We start from the raw sequence: 17,578 nt of genomic DNA, 5'->3' as shown, positions 1-17,578 counted from the left end.
TAGCCAACGGCCCTACCTTCGCATCCATGTTTTCCCGCTTCTTCCGCGCGCTCTTCCTCTCCCTCGTTTGGTTTTACCAGCGCTTTATCTCGCCACTCACCGCGCCGAGTTGCCGCTACGTGCCCACGTGCTCGGCGTATGCGGCGCAGGCCATCGGCAAGTACGGGCCGTGGCGCGGCGGGCGACTGGCCCTACGCCGCATTGCCAGTTGTCACCCGTGGGGCGGCCACGGCTACGACCCCGTACCCTGAGCAATGGCCTGCGTATAGCCAGATTCAACTTTCTGTTTTGCTTAATGCGCTTTATTCCCTTGCTGCCGGCCGCCTTGGCCTTCCTGCTCACCACTGCCTGCTCGCAGGCACAGCCCGATATTCCAGCCGATAAAGGTGCCGCTGGGCAATCGTCTCGCGGCATGCCCAAAGGCGGCGACCGCCGCAAGGATAAAGACGCCGCTGCTGCCATTCCTGGCCTTCGGAAAGTAGGTTCGCTCAAAGGCACAGTACCTGAAAGCTCCGGCCTCGCTCCCTCCCCCAATACAGGAAGCTACTTTAGCTTCGGCGATGAGGGCAACTCCCCTACCCTTTACGAAATCAATGGTGCAGGCAACCTGACCCGCACTATTGAAGTGCCTGCTGATAATCGCGATTGGGAAAGCCTCAGTCGCGACGGCAACGGCAACTACTACATTGGCGACTGCGGGAACAACGAGTCGACTCGCCACGACCTGAAAATCTATAAATTCCGGCCCGACGCGCCGAAATCAGTAGGTACCATTTCCTTCACGTATCCGGACCAAAACGAATTTCCACCCAAGAAAAAGCAGCGCAACTTCGACGTCGAAGCCAGCCTCTGGCAGGATGGTCAGGTCTGGCTCTTCACCAAAGACCGCGCACAAGACCAGGCCAGCAAGGTTTATACTGTACCGGAGCAGCCCGGCACCTACACCGCCAAGCTGGTTACCACCCTCGCCATCCCCGGCCAGGTAACCGATGCTGCCCTGCGCGCCGATGGTCACCGTCTGGTTTTGCTGGGCCGGGGCCAATTGTTCATCCTTGATGGCAACACCTGGGCCGATATTCTAAAAGCCACCCCCCGCCAGGTGTCGTTGGAAGGAGCCGGCCAAACCGAGGGCGCGGTCTTCAAAGACAACGACACGCTGCTCATCAGCACTGAAAAGGGTGACCTGTACGAATACACATTACCTCGATAACGCTCGGGAAAGGGTTGCTAAGCCCACTGAAAAGCCGAGATTGAAGCCCAACAAATACAAAAAGGGACGCCCCTCACGGAGCGTCCCTTTCTATTTAGCAGCTTGCGCTACGAATTAAGCACCGGCTTCGTCAGCCTTAGCTTCTTCGCGGCTCTCGCCAGCTTTAACGGTTGTGGTAGCGGTATCAGCCTGAGCCGATGCCTCAACTACAGCGGCAGGAGCTACAGCTTCGCCGGTTACTTCGGTAGCCGAAGTAGCAGCGTCGCCAGCAGCTTTCTTGCCACCACGGCTGCGCGAACGACGGGTCGTACCAGCAGCGGCCTTCTCCGAAGCAGCCTGCTTCGACTCAATCAGGGTCTCGTTGAAGTCCACCAATTCAATGATGCACATCTCAGCGTTGTCACCCAGACGGGTATCGCTCAGCTTCAGGATGCGGGTATAGCCACCGGGACGGTTAGCGATTTTGCCCGAGATGTTGCCAAACAGCTCCTTAATCGACTCTTTGTCCTGCAGCGCGGCGAACACCATACGGCGCGAGTGCGTCGTATCGTCTTTCGACTTGGTCAGCAGGGGCTCGATGTACTTACGCAGGGCCTTGGCCTTGGCTACCGTGGTGGTAACGCGCTTGTACAGGATGAGCGAAGACGACATGTTCGACAACATGGCGTGGCGGTGGGCGGTAGTCCGGCCCAGGTGGTTGATTTTTCTTCCGTGACGCATCGGTCGTTTGAAAAAGTGTGTGCTTGCGGGCGGCGACCACGGCGGGCTCTTGAAGCCTCATTAGAACCGCTGCCCCTGGGGCACACTGTGGATAAATGTGAAAATAAAAAAAATGTGGAGATGTGAAAGTTGTGGGCTGAGCGCGAGGCTCACATTTCCACATTCTCACATCTCCACATTATAACTCTAGTCTTCGTCCAGGCGATACTTGCCCAGGTCCATTCCGAACTCCAAACCACGCTCTTCAACGAGGTTTTCCAGCTCAGTCAGGCTCTTCTTGCCGAAGTTGCGGAACTTCATCATGTCGGCAATTTCGAGCTGCACCAATTCACCCATCGTCTTGATGTCGGCAGCCTTGAGGCAGTTCTTGGCACGTACGCTGAGCTCCATGTCCTCCAACGGAGTCTTAAGCATCTTGCGCATCTGCATGGTTTCCTCATCAATCGGCTCGTCTTCGGTCACGCGCGGACCTTCGAGGGTCATCGTGTTGTCCGAGAACAGCATGAAGTGCTGAATGAGGATATTGGCCGCACCTTTCAACGCGTCCTCCGGGTGAATCGAACCGTCGGTCTGAATCTCGATAACGAGCTTCTCATAGTCGGTCTTTTGCTCCACGCGGGTGTTCTCGATGCTGTACTTCACGTTCTTGATAGGCGTGTAGATAGCGTCGATGGCAATCTGACCGAAAACCTGGTCAGCTGGCTTGTTCTCGTCGGCGGGCACGTAGCCACGACCGCGGGCAATCGTCAGCTCAAACTCCAACTCCGTGTTGGTGTCGAGGTGAGCAATTACGTGGTCGGGGTTCAGTACTTCGAAACCGCTGGCGAACTTGGCAATATCAGCGCCCGAGAAGGTATCCTGGCCTTTCACGCGCACCGTAATTTTATCCGAGATGGCATCGCTCGTTTTCTTGAAACGGACCATCTTCAGGTTCAGGATGATTTCGGACATGTCCTCAATCACCCCTTCGATGGTCGAAAACTCGTGCAGCACGCTGTTGGTGCGCACCGACGTAATGGCGAAACCCTCCAACGACGACAACAGAATGCGACGCAGCGCATTGCCGATGGTGACGCCGTAGCCCTTCTCGAGCGGCTTAAATTCAAACGTCCCGGTGAAGTCGTCGGATTTCTCCATCACCACTTTCTCCGGCATCTGAAAAGCTAAGATTGACATATGTGGGGCGTAAAAAATTAGAAAAAAATTGGTAAAGTATAAGCACAAGAGCGGCCCGACAAACTGCCGGGCCGCTACCAGTAGCGCTAATTACTTCGAATACAGTTCGACGATGAGCTGCTCAGTGATTTTCTCCGGAATCAGCTCACGAGCGGGGGCGTTGATGAACTTGCCAGCCAGTTCTTTGCCGTCCCACTCCAGCCAGGAGAACTGGCGCGAGTTGCGAACCGACAGGCTCGTGGTGATGGCTTCCAGCGACTTCGACTTCTCACGCACGGCCACGATGTCGCCGGGACGGAGGTGGTACGAAGGGATGTTCACCACTTCACCGTTCACGGTGATGTGCTTGTGACCAACGAGCTGGCGAGCAGCACGACGCGTCGAGGCGATGCCCAAACGGTACACAGCGTTGTCCAGACGGGCTTCCAGCAGGGCGAGCAGGTTGTCGCCGGTGATGCCGGGGAGTGCTGCTGCTTTGTGGAACAGGTTTTCGAATTGCTTCTCCAACATGCCGTACATGTACTTCACCTTCTGCTTCTCCATCAGCTGGACAGCGTACTCCGACTGCTTCTTGCGACGACCACGGCCGTGCTGGCCCGGAGGATAGGCTTTCTTGTTGAGCGCTTTGCTCGGGCCGAAAATCGGCTCGTTGAAGCGACGGGCAATTTTTGAGGTAGGGCCGGTATAACGTGCCATTGTAATCTAATTTCTGAAGTGAAAAACTAAACGCGACGACGCTTGGGGGGGCGGCAGCCGTTGTGCGGCAGCGGCGTTACGTCGCGGATGGTGGTCACCTCAATACCCACGTTACCGAGGGCGCGGATGGCCGACTCACGGCCCGAGCCTGGACCTTTAACAAATACTTCGGCTTTGCGCATACCCAGGTCGTGGGCTACTTTACCGCAGTCGCTCATCGCCATTTGTGCGGCGTAGGGCGTGTTTTTCTTCGAACCACGGAAGCCCATTTTGCCGGCCGAAGCCCACGAAATCACTTGACCGTTATTGTTCGTAATCGAGATGATGATGTTGTTGAACGAGGCACGGATGTGTACCTGGCCCACCTGCTCCACCACGACAACGCGCTTCTTGGCTTTGTCTTTTCTTTTTTGTGCCATTTGGTTATCGCAAAAAATGCGGGAGGTGTTGGCACTGGCTGCGCGAGTGCATTACTCACCAGAGCCAGCGCCGATTCCCGGTTAAGTTTATTTAGTTGCCTTCTTCTTGCCGGCCACCGTCTTACGCTTGCCCTTGCGGGTACGCGAGTTGTTCTTGGTGCGCTGACCACGAACTGGCAGACCTTTGCGGTGACGCAGACCACGGTAGCAGCCGATGTCCATCAAACGCTTGATGTTCGTCGTTACTTCCGAGCGCAGCACGCCTTCGGTCTTATGCTCGGCGGCAATAATGGCGCGGACAGCACCCGACTCCTCGTCGGTCCAGTCCTTCACCTTTTTATTGACATCGATGCCAGCCTTTACCAGAATCTTGCTGGCGTTGCTCCGGCCAATGCCGAAAATGTAGGTCAGCGAAATTTCGCCGCGCTTGTTGTCCGGGATATCAACCCCTGCGATACGAGCCATTGTGTGTGGTTATGTGTTTGCGGACAGAAACCCGGCAACCGCTTGGAAGGCGGGCCGGAGGTGAATAACCAACGACCCATTACCCAAGGTTCCGGGGTTCTAAAAATTGAATTAACCCTGACGCTGTTTGAAGCGTGGGTTTTTCTTGTTGATGACGTAGAGCTTGCCATTACGGCGGACTAGTTTGCAGTCCACGCTACGCTTTTTCACCGAGGTTTTTACTTTCATGACCTATGGAGAGAAACGGGTTTATTTATAACGATACTTGATGCGCCCCTTAGACAAGTCGTAAGGAGACATTTCCAGTTTCACCTTGTCGCCGGGCAGAATCTTGATGTAGTGCATCCGCATCTTGCCCGAAATGTGGGCAATCAGTTGGTGACCGTTCTCCAATTCCACGCGGAACATGGCGTTAGAAAGGGCTTCCAGGATGGTTCCGTCCTGCTCAATCGAGGCTTGTTTTGCCATAAGGGCTACTGCTGCAATGCTTTTTCTATGTACTCAAAGGAGGTGAGAATCTCCGCCTTTTCTTTTCTTACTACTATGGTGTGCTCGAAGTGCGCCGAGGCTTTGCGGTCCTTGGTGCGAATAGTCCAGCCATCCGCCTCTTGCACCACGTCCTTCTTGCCTAGGTTCACCATCGGCTCAATGGCGATGACCAGACCCGTTTGCAAGAGCGGCCCGGAACCCCGCTTGCCATAATTTGGCACTTCGGGTTTCTCGTGCAGCTTCGCGCCAACTCCGTGGCCGACCAGCTCCCTCACAACCCCGTAACCCATCGGGGCCACATGGTTCTGAATGGCGAAACTGATGTCGCCCACGCGGTTGCCGCTCACGGCTTGTTCGATGCCTTTGTACAGCGACGCTTTGGTTTCCCGCAGCAGCATCAGCACTTCCGGCGCCACCTCCCCGATTGGATAGGTGTAAGCACTATCTGAATGAAAACCATTCAGGAAAACCCCACAGTCCACCGAAAGGATGTCGCCACTCTTTAGCGGTTCATCGGTGGCGAACCCGTGCACCACCACCGAGTTCGGCGAGAGGCACAGGCTGTAGGGAAACTTATTATAGCCTTTGAAAGATGGCACTCCACCGTGGTCCCGGATGAATTCCTCCGCGCGCTTATCAAGCTGCCGCGTCGTCACTCCTTCCTTCACCATGCTCGCGACTTCGCCGTGAGCCTTGGCCAGCACTAATGCACTGGCGCGGATGAGGTCAATTTCTTCCTCGGTCTTGTATTGAATACTACCGCTTGCCATTGCTGTAGTTACGAGGCAATGGAAATGGGCTGTGCCGTGCGACCGCGCAGCTTACCCGATTTCATCATGCCGTCGTAGTGCTGCATCAACAAGTAGCTCTGTACCTGGTTTACTGTGTCGAGCACTACCCCCACCATGATGATGAGTGACGTGCCACCATAGAAAGCCGAGAACGGACGGGTAACACCCAATAGTAGGGCAATAGCGGGGAAGATGGCGATGAGGGCCAGCGCCACGGCACCCGGCAGGGTGATGCGCGTCAGGATTTCATCGATGTATTCCGAGGTGTCCCGGCCAGGTTTCACGCCAGGCACGAAACCACCGCTTCGTTTCAGGTCATCGGCAATCTGGTTCGGATTGACGCTGATGGCAGTGTAGAAGTAAGTGAAGATGATAATCAGCAAGCCGAAAGTCAGGTTGTACTGCCACGAAGTATAATCCGAGAACTTCGTACCGATGTACATAGCCACGTCGCTCTGGTTATTCCACACCGAAGCCAGAATGGCCGGCACGAACATCAGCGACTGCGCGAAAATGATAGGCATTACACCAGCTGCATTCACTTTGAGGGGGATGAACTGACGCTGCGCATCCAACTGCGTGGTGCCTCCTACCTGCTTGGCGTACTGCACCGCGATGCGGCGAACAGCTTGCGTGAGCACAATAACTGCCATTACCACGAGGAACAGCACCACCATTTCCAGCAGGAAGATGAGGGACTTGTTCACGCCTTTAGCAGCAGCCTCACCGATGATAGCACCGGGGAGACGCGACACGATACCAATCATGATAATCATGGAGATACCGTTGCCGATGCCTTTATCCGTGATTTTCTCGCCTAGCCACATGCAGAACAACGTGCCGGCCGTGATGATAATCATGGTCGAGACGGTGAAGAACGTGCCGGGGTTGATGATGGCCTCCGCGTTAATGGTGGCGATGAAGCCAACCGACTGGGCCAACACAATCGGAATCGTGAGAACCCGGGTATATTGGTTAATTTTCTTACGTCCCGATTCACCTTCCTTCTGGAGTTTCTGGAAGTAGGGCACGGCGATGGTGAGCAGCTGCAATACAATCGACGCCGAGATGTAGGGCATGATGCCCAACGCAAAGATGGACGCGTGGCTGAATGCGCCACCGAGCAGCGTATCCAGAATGCCAAACAGACCTTGGGCACCCGTCTTGAGTTGGGTGGGGTCAACGCCCGGCAACACCACGTAAACGCCTAGGCGATAGATGGCAATGAAGAAAAGCGTATTGAGGATTCGCGTACGCAAATCCTCAATCGCAAAAATGTTTTTTATCGATTCGATAAACTTATTCATTGCCGAAGGTAGCTATTAGAGCGTTACCGCTTTGCCGCCCGCCTTCTCGATGGCTTCAACAGCCGACTTCGAGAATGCGTGAGCATGAACTTCTACAGCCGTGGCGATTTCACCGCGACCGAGGATTTTGATTTTCGCGTTCTTGGAAACCAAGCCGTTAGCCACGAAGTAGGCAGCATCCATCGTAGTGGCGCTGTTCTTTTCGAGGAGGGTAGCCAGCGCATCGAGGTTGATGGCTTTATACTCTACACGGTTGATGTTCGTGAAGCCGAACTTAGGCACACGGCGCTGGAGGGGCATCTGGCCACCTTCAAAACCGGACTTGCGCTTGTAGCCCGAACGCGACTTGGCGCCTTTGTGACCACGGGTCGACGTGCCACCGCGCGTGGAGCCTTCGCCCCGGCCAATCCGCTTCTCGTTTTTAGTCGAGCCGTAGGCAGGCGATAAATTGCTTAGATTGAGCATGACGATAATAGTCTTACAGTTCGGTTACTTGGAGCAGGTGCTGCACGCTTTTCACCATGCCCATAACGGACGGGTTTACTTCGTGGGTAGCGGTGCTGTTGAGTTTGTTCAGGCCGAGGGACTGAACGGTGCGCTTCTGACGCTCGGGGCGGTCAATGGCGCTGCGCACGAGCTTTACTTGAATTTGTGCCATGTCAATTAACCGTTAAAAACGCGGGCCAAAGAAATACCACGGGCTTGAGCGATTTGCAACGGGTCGCGCATTTTGGCGAGGGCTGCAAACGTCGCTTTTACCACGTTGTGAGGATTCGACGAGCCTTTCGACTTCGCCAGCACATCCTTGATACCGGCGCTCTCGAACACGGCACGCATGGCACCGCCAGCGATTACACCCGTACCAGCCGCTGCGGGCTGGATGAGCACGAAACCACCGCCGTAACGGCCTTCCATGAGGTGAGGAACGGTGTGCTTGTACATCGGCACTTTCACCACGTTCTTCTTGGCGTCGTCAATGCCTTTGGCAATGGCGTCGGTTACTTCGTTGGCTTTGCCGAGGCCGTAGCCTACGTTGCCGTTGCCGTCGCCTACTACCACGATGGCAGAGAAGCTAAAGCGGCGACCGCCTTTCACCACCTTCGCTACGCGGTTGATGGCTACTACTTTTTCTTTGAAGTCGGAGTCAGCACCCATGCGGGAGTTGTCCTTGTTCCGGTCGCGGTCGTTGCTGCGCTGACGGTCTCCGCCAGGACGATTGTTGTCGCGTTCTTGCGCCATGATAGTTTAGAAATTGAGGCCGCCTTCGCGAGCACCTTCAGCCAATGATTTTACGCGACCGTGGTAGAGGTAACCCGAGCGGTCGAACACCACTTTCGTGATGCCTTTCTCCTGGGCTACGGCGGCGATTTGCCGGCCTACGGCAGCAGCCAGAGCCACACCGTTGCCACCTTCGGCGGTTACTTTTTTCGACGTTGCGGCAGCCAGGGTGCGGCCGGTTGTGTCGTCGATAATCTGAGCATAAATGCCCGTGTTGCTGCGGAACACCGACAGGCGCGGACGCTCCGTGGTACCGGACACTTTCGTGCGGATGATGCGCTGAATCCGCTTGCGGCGAGTTGCTTTATCAAATGCCATGATGCGAATTTATTTAGAAGCCGTTTTACCAGCTTTGCGACGGATAATCTCGCCAACGAAGCGCACACCTTTGCCTTTGTAAGGCTCCACTTTGCGCAGCGAACGAATTTTGGCGGCCACCTGGCCCAGCAATTGATTGTCGATGCTATTAAGCGTAACAATCGGGTTTTTGCCTTTGTCGGTAACGGCCGTAGCAGTTACTTCACCCGGCAGGGCGATGTACACGTTGTGCGAGTAGCCGAGGGCCAACTCCAGCGTGCTGCCCACCAGCGAGGCTTTGTAACCTACGCCTACCAGCTCCAACTTCTTCTCGAAGCCTTTGCTTACGCCTTCCACCATGTTGTTGATGAGCGAGCGGTACAGGCCGTGCATGGCTTTGTGACGCTTCTGCTCGGTGGGGCGGGTTACGGTGAGGGTACCGTCTTCGATGGCTACGGTGATGTCGCGGTCTACTTGCGTAGTGAGCGAGCCCTTGGGGCCTTTCACCGTCACCGCGTTGTCTTTGTCGACCGATATGGCGACCCCAGCGGGGACGGAAATCGGCAGTTTACCAATACGTGACATAATTGAATTTGCTAAAGCGGTTCCGGACTAGTACACGTAGCACAGCACCTCGCCGCCCACGTTCTCGGTTTTGCACTCTTTCTCCGTCATCACGCCTTTCGAGGTCGAGATGATGGCGACACCCAGGCCGCTGAGGACGCGGGGCAGGTTGTCGGCAGCCACGTACTGACGCAAGCCGGGCGTCGAAACGCGCTGCAACTTGGTGATGGCGGGCGCCTTCGTGGTCGGGTTGTACTTCAGAGCAATTTTGATGGTGCCCTGAACCGACGAATCATCAAAACGGTACGACTGGATGTACCCTTTATGGTACAACACTTTCGTGATTTCCTTTTTGATGTTGCTGGCCGGGATTTCTACCACCCGGTGGTTCGCCTTGATGGCGTTGCGTACCCGGGTCAGGTAGTCGGCAATGGGGTCAGTGTTCATTATTTGTTAAATACGTCCGCTTTTTTCGGAGCGCAAAGATAAGAAAATTTCGCCGGGTGCCCAACGGGACCAACGAAATTTCGGTTAAGACTACTTGGCACGTCCGGCGACGGCACGGCCAATGGTTTCTTTTGGCAACCTGCCAAATGGTTTTCGAGGCGAACCTCAGGTTTTGGGAGTGCAAAGGTAGCAGGCTAACAGGGCTTTTGCAAGCGGGCAGTGGAAATTCCTACTATGCTGTAGCTGCTATATTAATTATCGGGCCCAACTCGACACCTTAACTGATGGAGTGGAACAGACGGCTCCACCGAACTTTGTGCAGAAAGTCCGCATACGGGTCGATGGATAGCCAGACGAAAATGGCCTTGCCCACGATGTGGTCCTCCGGCACGAAACCCCAGAAGCGCGAGTCCTCGGAGTTGTGGCGGTTGTCGCCCATCATGAAGTAGTAGTTCTGCTTGATGGTGTAGCGAGTAAGCGGCTGGCCGTTCTGCTGAATCATCCCATCCTTCCAAGTAATGCCGATGTTGTGCTCGTACTGCGACACGATTTTATAGTATACTGCCGCATTGGCTGGGGTCAGGGTTATGGACTGGCCTTTCTTCGGTACAGGCAAGGGCCCATAGTCATCGAGCTGCCACTGGTTAGGCGTGGCGCTGGCGGCCTGTGATACATCGAAGTCGGCCGCGTCGGGGAATAGCTGCATCGGGTATTGCACCACCGTGAACGACTTTGCGTAGGGCTGCCGGCGGAAGTAGGCGGCTACCTCGGCCGGGCAGCTGATGACGAAACCGGGTTTGCCCGTGGCCGGGTTGGCGCTCACGCGGGGGATGCCATCGGGCTCCCGGTAGTCGACCACGCCCTGGGCGTGCAGCGCAGCCACGATTTCATCATTCGGCGCGGCTACTTCCAAGAAGTAGGTGGTTTGGGGGTGGCCGGCTACCGCACCGGGCTGGCCATTGAGGAAGACCTCTCCGTGGCGAATGGCCAGCGTATCGCCAGCTACGGCAATGCAGCGCTTGATGAGGTTCGTGCGCACATCAGCCGGCCGCTGCTGCTCGTGCGGCACATGGAATACCACGATGTCGTTGCGCTGCACGGAGCTGAACCCCGGGAAGCGGAAGGTGGGCAGCTGGATGAGGTCGGAGTAGCTCTGCGGTCCCTTTTCCCAGAGGGTTTGGTGCGTGAGGGGCACCTGCAAGGGCGTTTGGGGGGTGATGGGGCCGTAATGCAGCTTGCTGACGAATAAGTAGTCGCCTACCATCAGCGAGTTCTCCATGCTCTCGGACGGAATGGTGTAGGCCTCCACGGCGGACCAACGCAGCAGCGTGGCGGCCACCACCGCAAAAATCAGCGAGTTGGCCCATTCCCGGACCAAGCCTTTCGGCTTCACGGGAGAGGTAGTGTTATTGAGTTGTTTTCTGCGAAAAAAGGCCATAGGTCAGGAGGAAAATAGAGGAAACCTGTGATGTGAATTCAACCCATTTCGGGGATGAAACGAACCGGTTGAACGCTCCACTGCACCGCTTAGTATACCCGCCACCCTTCCCTCCTATTGCCCAGCTTTTCCTGCTTACTATTACGGTGCCTGCGGGCAACATTGCCCGTGGTTTATCTACCCTATTCCCAATGGCGAAAACTCCCTCCAAACTGTTCGGCACCAAATTCCGCAACTGGCTGCTCTACCTCGTGGTGTCGCGGCAAAATCTAAAGGCCGTGGCTGGCTATACCATCCAGGCCTTGCAACAGGATGGCACCCGTTTCAAGCCGCAGCTCGACCTGCTCCAGCCACTCTACGACGGGTTCGATGCCAGCCTTACTACGGCGGCCGGAGCCAGCGCCGGGCGCGGGGCGCAAACCCTGCTCGCCAGCACTGTTTTCAGCCTGGTGAAGCAGTTTATGAAGCGGGCCTACAAGAAGAGCTTCGCCGCGCTTGAAGAAGACAACCCGACGCTGTTCAAGGAATTTTTTCCAACCGGGCGCACCGAGTTTTCTTCGGCCTCGCGCAAGGGCCTGGGCACCTCGTTCGACCGCTTCGTGAAATCCCTCGCCGAGCACAAGGCCGACGTGCCCGACGGGGCCAACTTGCTCAAAGCCGCCCAGCCGCTGGCCGAGCAGTACACCGAGTCGCGCAAGCAGCAGGCCGCCCGCAAGAAGCAGGTAAAAACCGCCGTTACCACCCTCGACGCCGACGAAACCGACCTACTCGTAGAACTCTTTGGGGCATACACCGCCCTGCTGGCCTACTACTACAAAACCCCGGAGCGCGCCGAAACCTACTTCGACTTCTCCACGCTGCCCCACAACCAGCCCGCCGCGGCCACCGGGGCCATTTCCGGTCCAACGCAGCCCTAGACTTTTCTGTGGAGGTCCGTAGGACGTCCAACAGGGCATCACAGAAAAATAAGAAGGCCCGTAGGACGTCCTACGGGCCTTCTTATTTTTCTGTGATGCCCTGTTGGAATACCAACGGGCACCTGGGTTTTTCTGTGGAGGTCCGTTGGACGGTTTTTAGGATAATGGTGCCGTAGGAACGCGCCACGGCGCGTTCGGCCCTGTGCCGGTACGCGGTGGTTCAACGATGGAACGCGCCGTGGCGCGTTCCCACCCCGCCTTACGTTGAACCACTGCCGTTTTTAAGTCCTGAGCGGAACTTGGAGTGGCAGCAACTGCTGTGGTCAGCCTCCCATGCAGTCCCGCCCCTCCCCCACCACCCGCCGCCCCAGCATCTGAGGAAACGGGAGTGGCTGCGACTTGGATGATAATACGCTACTTAGTTTTAACCTTGATGTATATGTAATCAATTTTGTCAGAGCCATTATTGAAAAAGCTAATTTCTTTAATGCCTTTGATATTCGTCCATCGCACAACAGACGAACTTGTAAATGCAGGCTGAACGCTTGGCAAACCAAGGAGCTTGATGGAACCTGAGTTCAAATCGAAGCCAGACACATTATTAATCGTTATCCAATCTGCTTTCCCATTGATGAAAAGCACCTCATAATGTCCTCCTTGAAAAAAAGCTTTTTTGCATTCCCCATTTGTACAAGGGGTTCCACTTGGCCTAGCTTTCTCAACGTTATCCGGCTTACCAAGCTTCTTTTCAACTCCAGCCAAACTTTTGCCAGCTATATCGGAAATGTTGATTAATGCTCCTGAGTCGATATTGTATTTCTTTTCCAAAGCCAGACGCTTTGTTCTTGCAGCATCATTCGAATTAACCGTGGATTGAGGCGTTGCTTCTGCGACAGATTTAAGTGTTAAAGCTGGTACATCAACCTGCTTTTCAGAAGTTGATTGCTCGTTACAGGAAAGCATTATGGGCAATACACACAAGAGGTATAGATACCTTTTCATAAGATTGAGTTGAGGTTAATGTAAAACAAAAATAGACGCCCCAGCCGAAGCTGAAGCGTCTATCTAATTGCTTGCGAAAAGCCTTGCTGGACTACCAGCTCGACTTGGTCACACCGGGAATCTTCCCAGCCAGAGCCATTTCGCGGAAACGCACGCGGCTGATGCCAAACTTGCGCATGTAGCCGCGGGGGCGGCCGTCAATCATGTCGCGGTTGTGCAGGCGCACGGGCGAAGCGTTTTTGGGCAGCTTGTCGAGACCTTCGTAGTCGCCGGCAGCTTTCAGAGCCTTGCGCTTCTCAGCGTAGCGGGCCACGGTGGCAATGCGCTTGCGCTCCCGTGCTTTGATGGATTCTTTAGCCATGAGTTCGGGAGATTAAGCTTCTTTGTTAGCGTTGGCGAAGGGCATACCGAAAGCTTTCAACAGCTCGTAGCTCTGCTCGTCGTTCTCGGCGCTGGTCACAAACGTGATGTCCATGCCCGAGATGCCTTTGATTTTGTCAATCGAGATTTCGGGGAAGATGATTTGCTCTTTCACGCCGAGCGTGTAGTTGCCACGGCCATCGAAACCTTTGTCGTTGATGCCTTTGAAGTCACGTACGCGGGGCAGGGCCACCGTCAGAAGACGGTCCATGAACTCGTACATTTTCTCGCCGCGCAGGGTCACTTTCGCGCCGATAGGCATGCCTTCGCGGAGCTTAAAGTTCGACACCGATTTCTTGGCGATGGTGGCAATGGCTTTCTGGCCGGTGATAACCGTCAGCTCTTCCACGCCGTTGTCAACCAGCTTCTTGTCAGCTACCGCGGCACCGATGCCACGGTTGATGCAGATTTTGGTGACACGGGGTACCTGCATGATGCTCTTGAACTGGAATTTCTCCTGGAGCGCGGGTACGATGTCTTTTTTATAAATGTCTTTGAGACGGGCCATGATGCGGGGGGCTGCTTAAGCCGTTTTGGCAGTGGCACGCTTGGCCTTCGCAGGCGCAGCCGGAGCTGCAGCCGCTGCGGCGCCTTTGCGCACCCGCTCACCGGTGGTGGGGTTGATAGCCTGCACGTTGCTCACGTGCATGGGCGCCTCCATCTTGGTGATGCCGCCCTGGGGCGATTTGGCGCTCGGCTTGTTGTGTTTCGTCACCAGGTTCAGCCCTTCCACGGTTACGCGCTGGGTTACCCGGTTCACCGACTTAATCACGCCGGTTTTGCCCTTTTCGTCGCCAGCAATCACCTTCACGGTATCGCCCGACTTTACGTGCAGCTGCACGGGGTCTGCTTTTCTGATAGCCATGGCTTAGAGTACTTCGGGGGCTAGGGATACAATTTTCATGAACTGACGCTCACGCAGCTCGCGGGCCACTGGGCCGAAGATGCGCGTGCCGCGGGGCTCGTCGTTGTTGTTGAGCAACACGGCAGCGTTGTCGTCGAAGCGGATGTACGAACCGTCTTTACGACGAATCTCCTTCTTCACACGCACCACTACGGCCTTGCTCACGGTGCCTTTCTTGGCATTGCCCGAAGGGATAGCCGACTTGATGGCTACCACAATCTTGTCGCCAACGCTGGCGTATTTCTTGCCCGTGCCACCCAAAACGCGGATGCAGAGGACTTCCTTGGCGCCGCTATTGTCGGCCACCGTCAGGCGGGATTCTTGCTGTATCATCGAGTTAGATTATTTAGCGCGTTCAATAATTTCCACCAGGCGCCACCGCTTGGTTTTGCTCAGCGGCCGGGTGCTCATGATGAGAACCGTGTCGCCTTCGCCGCACTCGTTTTTCTCGTCGTGGGCGTGGAATTTCGTGGTTTTGGTCACGAACTTGCCGTACTTGGGGTGCTTCTGTTTCTGCACCACAGCCACGGTGATGGACTTGTCCATCTTGCTGCTCGTCACCTTGCCGGTGATTTCTTTGCGCATGTTGCGCGAAGCTTCATCAGCAGCGGTTTGGTCTTGGGTTGTTACGTCGGTTGCCATCGGAATTAAGCGGGGTTAGAGGCCTGCTCGTTGTTCCGGCGGGTCTGCTCGGTGAGCAAACGGGCGACGTTCTTACGGTTGGCCTTGAGGCGGGCGGGGTTTTCCAGGGGCGAAATCGCATGAGCGAAACGCAGCTGCTGGCCCTGAGCCTGCTCGGTTTTGATTTGCTCTTTCAGCGCGTCGGCGGAAAGGCCTTTGTGGTCGGTCTTGTTCTTCATGACTTAGGCGGCGTCCGTGTAGTCGCGGCGAACCACGAATGAAGTACGAACCGGCAGCTTCTGAGCCGCGAGACGCAGCGACTCCTTGGCTACTTCCAGCGATACGCCGTCCGACTCGAACATGATTTGACCCGGCTTCACGCAGGCTACCCAATACTCGGGCGAGCCTTTGCCCTTACCCATCCGCACTTCAGCAGGCTTCTTGGTAATGGGTTTGTCGGGGAAAATGCGAATCCATACTTGCCCTTCGCGTTTCATGGCGCGGGTCATGGCAATACGGGCAGCCTCAATTTGGCGAGCCGTAATCCAAGACACTTCCAGCGACTTGATAGCGAACGAACCGAAGTCGATGGAGCTGCCGCGGTAGGCGAGGCCTGTTACGCGACCCTTTTGCATCTTGCGATACTTGGTCCTTTTCGGTTGTAACATGTTATTGAAATTTTAAAGAATTCAGAAGAAGAGTTAGACCGTCATGCAGAGCGCAGCGAAGCATCTCGCGTGCCACCACTAATCAATGCTGATTGCAACGAAACACGCAAGATGCTTCGCTACGCTCTGCATGACGTTCTTATTAGAAACGTCTAGCGACGCGGGCCGCGAGCGGCACCACCGGCAGCTCCACCACCTTGGGCGGGGCCGTTGCGGCGGGGACCAGCGTTGTCGCCGCGGGGAGCACCACCGCCGGCGTTGCCGCCACGGTCGTTGCCACCACGGCCACCAGCACCACCGTCACGACGCGGGCCGCGGTCGCCTTCACGACGCTCGCCACGGGGGCCACGGTCGTCACGACGTCCACCGGCATCGCCACCGGGGTTGGTAAGCTGCTGGTTGGGCGAGAGGTCGGGCTTGCCGAACACCTCACCGCGCATTACCCACACCTTGATGCCGATTTTGCCATACACGGTCTGAGCTTCCGACAAAGCGTAGTCGATATCGGCGCGCAGGGTGTGCAGCGGCGTACGACCTTCTTTGTACTGCTCCGAACGGGCAATCTCCGCACCGCCGAGACGGCCACCGCACTGAATCTTGATGCCTTCGGCACCAACACGCATGGCGGCCTGAATCGACATTTTCATGGCGCGACGGAAGGAGATACGAGCGGCCAGCTGCTGGGCGATGCTTTCGCCGACCAGCTTGGCATCCAACTCCGGACGCTTGATTTCGAAGATGTTGATTTGAACGTCTTTGCTGGTGATTTGCTTCAGCTCGTCCTTTATCTTGTCAACTTCCTGGCCGCCTTTACCAATTACCACACCCGGACGCGCCGTGTTGATGGTGATGGTGATGCGCTTCAGGGTGCGCTCAATCACAATGCGGCTGATGCCACCTTTCTGAATGCGCGCATTGATGTACTTGCGGATTTTCTCGTCCTCCACCAATTTCTCGGCGAAGTCCTTGCCGCCGTACCAGTTGGAGTCCCAGCCTTTGATTACTCCCAAGCGGAAGCCAACCGGATTTACTTTCTGTCCCATATTAACTTAGGATTTGGCGTCGGCCTTAGGATTATCGGTAGTACCAACTTGCTTAGCGTGCTCGGTGGTCTTTTTCAGCTTTTCAACCTTCGTGTCGATTTTCAACGTCACGTGGTTGCTGCGCTTGCGGATGCGGTGGCCACGGCCCTGGGGGGCGGGGCGCAGGCGCTTCAGCTGGCGTCCTTCGTCCACGAAGATTTCGCTGATGTAGAGGTTTGCGTCCTCAATCCGCTCTTCTTCGTTGTGCTGCTGCCAGTTGGCCAAGGCCGACAGGAGCAGTTTCTCAATCTTCTCGGCGCCGATGTTGGCTTCGAAGCGCAACAGGCCGAGGGCCTGGGTCACTTTCTTGCCGCGCACGAGGTCGGCCACCAGTCGCATCTTACGAGGCGAGGTCGGCACATTGCGGAGTTTTGCTACTGCTTCCATCTTAGCGCTTGCCTTTATCTTTTTTGGCGACGTGACCACGGAAGTTACGCGTCGGGGCAAATTCGCCCAACTTGTGCCCTACCATGTTCTCGGTCACATACACCGGGATGAACTTATTGCCGTTGTGAACAGCGAACGTGTGGCCAACGAAATCGGGGGAAATCATCGAGCGGCGCGACCAAGTCTTTACCACCGATTTCTTACCAGCCGTTTCGAGTGCCGTGACTTTCTTTTCCAGCCGGAAGTCAATGTACGGCCCTTTTTTGAGTGAACGTGCCAT

General features: G+C 55.9%; 30 protein-coding genes. 3 read left to right on the top strand and 27 right to left on the bottom strand.

The window, feature by feature from the left end:
- Positions 1 to 26 precede the first annotated feature (26 nt).
- Together yidD and ABD837_RS05655 are read left to right on the top strand one after the other, a co-directional pair.
- The gene (yidD, locus tag ABD837_RS05660) at positions 27 to 251 is read left to right on the top strand and encodes a membrane protein insertion efficiency factor YidD (protein ID WP_345051376.1); all 225 of its coding nucleotides are present in this window, start codon (positions 27 to 29) and stop codon (positions 249 to 251) included.
- Between the two features lie 44 nt (positions 252 to 295).
- On the top strand, positions 296 to 1,210 hold the full coding sequence (locus ABD837_RS05655) for a hypothetical protein (RefSeq protein ID WP_345051373.1): 915 nt from the start codon (positions 296 to 298) through the stop codon (positions 1,208 to 1,210).
- A gap of 114 nt (positions 1,211 to 1,324) precedes the next feature.
- Here ABD837_RS05655 and rplQ read toward each other — a convergent pair whose 3' ends face one another.
- The 16 genes from rplQ to lepB form a co-directional block, all read right to left on the bottom strand.
- Entirely contained in the window at positions 1,325 to 1,930 is a 606-nt protein-coding gene (gene rplQ, locus ABD837_RS05650; protein ID WP_345051370.1) for a 50S ribosomal protein L17, read from the bottom strand.
- A gap of 186 nt (positions 1,931 to 2,116) precedes the next feature.
- Positions 2,117 to 3,106, bottom strand: a complete 990-nt coding sequence (locus ABD837_RS05645) for a DNA-directed RNA polymerase subunit alpha (RefSeq protein WP_345051368.1) — start codon at positions 3,104 to 3,106, stop codon at positions 2,117 to 2,119.
- 90 nt (positions 3,107 to 3,196) lie between these two features.
- Positions 3,197 to 3,802 carry a 30S ribosomal protein S4 gene (gene rpsD, locus ABD837_RS05640; RefSeq protein WP_210521201.1) on the bottom strand — a complete coding sequence of 202 codons (606 nt, stop codon included), beginning with the start codon at positions 3,800 to 3,802 and terminating at the stop codon, positions 3,197 to 3,199.
- 26 nt (positions 3,803 to 3,828) lie between these two features.
- Positions 3,829 to 4,221 carry a 30S ribosomal protein S11 gene (gene rpsK / locus ABD837_RS05635; RefSeq protein WP_035567868.1) on the bottom strand — a complete coding sequence of 131 codons (393 nt, stop codon included), beginning with the start codon at positions 4,219 to 4,221 and terminating at the stop codon, positions 3,829 to 3,831.
- 87 nt (positions 4,222 to 4,308) lie between these two features.
- Positions 4,309 to 4,686: a 30S ribosomal protein S13 gene (gene rpsM, locus ABD837_RS05630; RefSeq protein WP_035567870.1), complete on the bottom strand. Its 378-nt coding sequence runs from the start codon at positions 4,684 to 4,686 to the stop codon at positions 4,309 to 4,311.
- Positions 4,687 to 4,797: 111 nt separating this feature from the next.
- Positions 4,798 to 4,914 carry a 50S ribosomal protein L36 gene (gene rpmJ / locus ABD837_RS05625; RefSeq protein WP_046246595.1) on the bottom strand — a complete coding sequence of 39 codons (117 nt, stop codon included), beginning with the start codon at positions 4,912 to 4,914 and terminating at the stop codon, positions 4,798 to 4,800.
- Between the two features lie 21 nt (positions 4,915 to 4,935).
- A complete protein-coding gene (gene infA / locus ABD837_RS05620; protein ID WP_035567874.1) occupies positions 4,936 to 5,154 on the bottom strand; it encodes a translation initiation factor IF-1 in 219 nt (72 codons plus the stop codon).
- Positions 5,155 to 5,159: 5 nt separating this feature from the next.
- Positions 5,160 to 5,945 carry a type I methionyl aminopeptidase gene (gene map, locus ABD837_RS05615; protein WP_345051325.1) on the bottom strand — a complete coding sequence of 262 codons (786 nt, stop codon included), beginning with the start codon at positions 5,943 to 5,945 and terminating at the stop codon, positions 5,160 to 5,162.
- Positions 5,946 to 5,953: 8 nt separating this feature from the next.
- Positions 5,954 to 7,273, bottom strand: coding sequence for a preprotein translocase subunit SecY (gene secY / locus ABD837_RS05610; protein ID WP_345051323.1), 1,320 nt, complete (start codon positions 7,271 to 7,273; stop codon positions 5,954 to 5,956).
- Positions 7,274 to 7,288: 15 nt separating this feature from the next.
- Entirely contained in the window at positions 7,289 to 7,738 is a 450-nt protein-coding gene (rplO, locus tag ABD837_RS05605) for a 50S ribosomal protein L15 (RefSeq protein ID WP_342297508.1), read from the bottom strand.
- Positions 7,739 to 7,751: 13 nt separating this feature from the next.
- Positions 7,752 to 7,931, bottom strand: a complete 180-nt coding sequence (gene rpmD / locus ABD837_RS05600) for a 50S ribosomal protein L30 (RefSeq protein ID WP_168672170.1) — start codon at positions 7,929 to 7,931, stop codon at positions 7,752 to 7,754.
- A 5-nt stretch (positions 7,932 to 7,936) separates the two neighbouring features.
- Complete coding sequence (gene rpsE / locus ABD837_RS05595; protein WP_035567955.1) at positions 7,937 to 8,428, bottom strand: 30S ribosomal protein S5; 492 nt, start codon at positions 8,426 to 8,428, stop codon at positions 7,937 to 7,939.
- A gap of 90 nt (positions 8,429 to 8,518) precedes the next feature.
- Positions 8,519 to 8,869 carry a 50S ribosomal protein L18 gene (gene rplR, locus ABD837_RS05590; protein ID WP_210521205.1) on the bottom strand — a complete coding sequence of 117 codons (351 nt, stop codon included), beginning with the start codon at positions 8,867 to 8,869 and terminating at the stop codon, positions 8,519 to 8,521.
- 9 nt (positions 8,870 to 8,878) lie between these two features.
- Positions 8,879 to 9,433: a 50S ribosomal protein L6 gene (gene rplF, locus ABD837_RS05585; protein WP_345051315.1), complete on the bottom strand. Its 555-nt coding sequence runs from the start codon at positions 9,431 to 9,433 to the stop codon at positions 8,879 to 8,881.
- Positions 9,434 to 9,460: 27 nt separating this feature from the next.
- The gene (gene rpsH / locus ABD837_RS05580) at positions 9,461 to 9,859 is read right to left on the bottom strand and encodes a 30S ribosomal protein S8 (protein ID WP_068191741.1); all 399 of its coding nucleotides are present in this window, start codon (positions 9,857 to 9,859) and stop codon (positions 9,461 to 9,463) included.
- 277 nt (positions 9,860 to 10,136) lie between these two features.
- A complete protein-coding gene (lepB, locus tag ABD837_RS05575) occupies positions 10,137 to 11,252 on the bottom strand; it encodes a signal peptidase I (RefSeq protein ID WP_345051312.1) in 1,116 nt (371 codons plus the stop codon).
- 236 nt (positions 11,253 to 11,488) lie between these two features.
- Between lepB and ABD837_RS05570 the strand changes: the two genes are divergently transcribed.
- Positions 11,489 to 12,214 carry a hypothetical protein gene (locus tag ABD837_RS05570; protein WP_345051310.1) on the top strand — a complete coding sequence of 242 codons (726 nt, stop codon included), beginning with the start codon at positions 11,489 to 11,491 and terminating at the stop codon, positions 12,212 to 12,214.
- Between the two features lie 414 nt (positions 12,215 to 12,628).
- Here the strand turns inward: ABD837_RS05570 and ABD837_RS05565 are convergent, their stop codons facing one another.
- The 11 genes from ABD837_RS05565 to rpsS all read right to left on the bottom strand — a co-directional run bounded on the left by ABD837_RS05565 (position 12,629) and on the right by rpsS (position 17,578).
- Positions 12,629 to 13,177, bottom strand: a complete 549-nt coding sequence (locus ABD837_RS05565) for a hypothetical protein (protein ID WP_345051307.1) — start codon at positions 13,175 to 13,177, stop codon at positions 12,629 to 12,631.
- A gap of 130 nt (positions 13,178 to 13,307) precedes the next feature.
- A complete protein-coding gene (rpsN, locus tag ABD837_RS05560) occupies positions 13,308 to 13,577 on the bottom strand; it encodes a 30S ribosomal protein S14 (RefSeq protein ID WP_035567891.1) in 270 nt (89 codons plus the stop codon).
- Between the two features lie 12 nt (positions 13,578 to 13,589).
- Entirely contained in the window at positions 13,590 to 14,144 is a 555-nt protein-coding gene (rplE, locus tag ABD837_RS05555) for a 50S ribosomal protein L5 (protein ID WP_345051303.1), read from the bottom strand.
- Between the two features lie 15 nt (positions 14,145 to 14,159).
- Positions 14,160 to 14,501: a 50S ribosomal protein L24 gene (rplX, locus tag ABD837_RS05550; protein ID WP_345051300.1), complete on the bottom strand. Its 342-nt coding sequence runs from the start codon at positions 14,499 to 14,501 to the stop codon at positions 14,160 to 14,162.
- A 3-nt stretch (positions 14,502 to 14,504) separates the two neighbouring features.
- A complete protein-coding gene (rplN, locus tag ABD837_RS05545; protein WP_188561967.1) occupies positions 14,505 to 14,873 on the bottom strand; it encodes a 50S ribosomal protein L14 in 369 nt (122 codons plus the stop codon).
- Positions 14,874 to 14,882: 9 nt separating this feature from the next.
- Positions 14,883 to 15,182, bottom strand: a complete 300-nt coding sequence (rpsQ, locus tag ABD837_RS05540; RefSeq protein ID WP_168672178.1) for a 30S ribosomal protein S17 — start codon at positions 15,180 to 15,182, stop codon at positions 14,883 to 14,885.
- A 5-nt stretch (positions 15,183 to 15,187) separates the two neighbouring features.
- On the bottom strand, positions 15,188 to 15,400 hold the full coding sequence (gene rpmC, locus ABD837_RS05535; protein WP_345051291.1) for a 50S ribosomal protein L29: 213 nt from the start codon (positions 15,398 to 15,400) through the stop codon (positions 15,188 to 15,190).
- A gap of 3 nt (positions 15,401 to 15,403) precedes the next feature.
- Entirely contained in the window at positions 15,404 to 15,829 is a 426-nt protein-coding gene (gene rplP, locus ABD837_RS05530) for a 50S ribosomal protein L16 (protein ID WP_035567899.1), read from the bottom strand.
- Between the two features lie 152 nt (positions 15,830 to 15,981).
- A complete protein-coding gene (rpsC, locus tag ABD837_RS05525) occupies positions 15,982 to 16,872 on the bottom strand; it encodes a 30S ribosomal protein S3 (protein WP_092676431.1) in 891 nt (296 codons plus the stop codon).
- Positions 16,873 to 16,878: 6 nt separating this feature from the next.
- On the bottom strand, positions 16,879 to 17,298 hold the full coding sequence (rplV, locus tag ABD837_RS05520; protein ID WP_345051284.1) for a 50S ribosomal protein L22: 420 nt from the start codon (positions 17,296 to 17,298) through the stop codon (positions 16,879 to 16,881).
- Between the two features lies 1 nt (position 17,299).
- A complete protein-coding gene (gene rpsS / locus ABD837_RS05515; RefSeq protein ID WP_068191730.1) occupies positions 17,300 to 17,578 on the bottom strand; it encodes a 30S ribosomal protein S19 in 279 nt (92 codons plus the stop codon).

The organism is Hymenobacter glaciei (assembly GCF_039539585.1).
In the GTDB taxonomy this organism is placed as follows: Bacteria; Bacteroidota; Bacteroidia; order Cytophagales; family Hymenobacteraceae; genus Hymenobacter; species Hymenobacter glaciei.
This window is presented reverse-complemented; position numbering and strand designations above follow the sequence as displayed.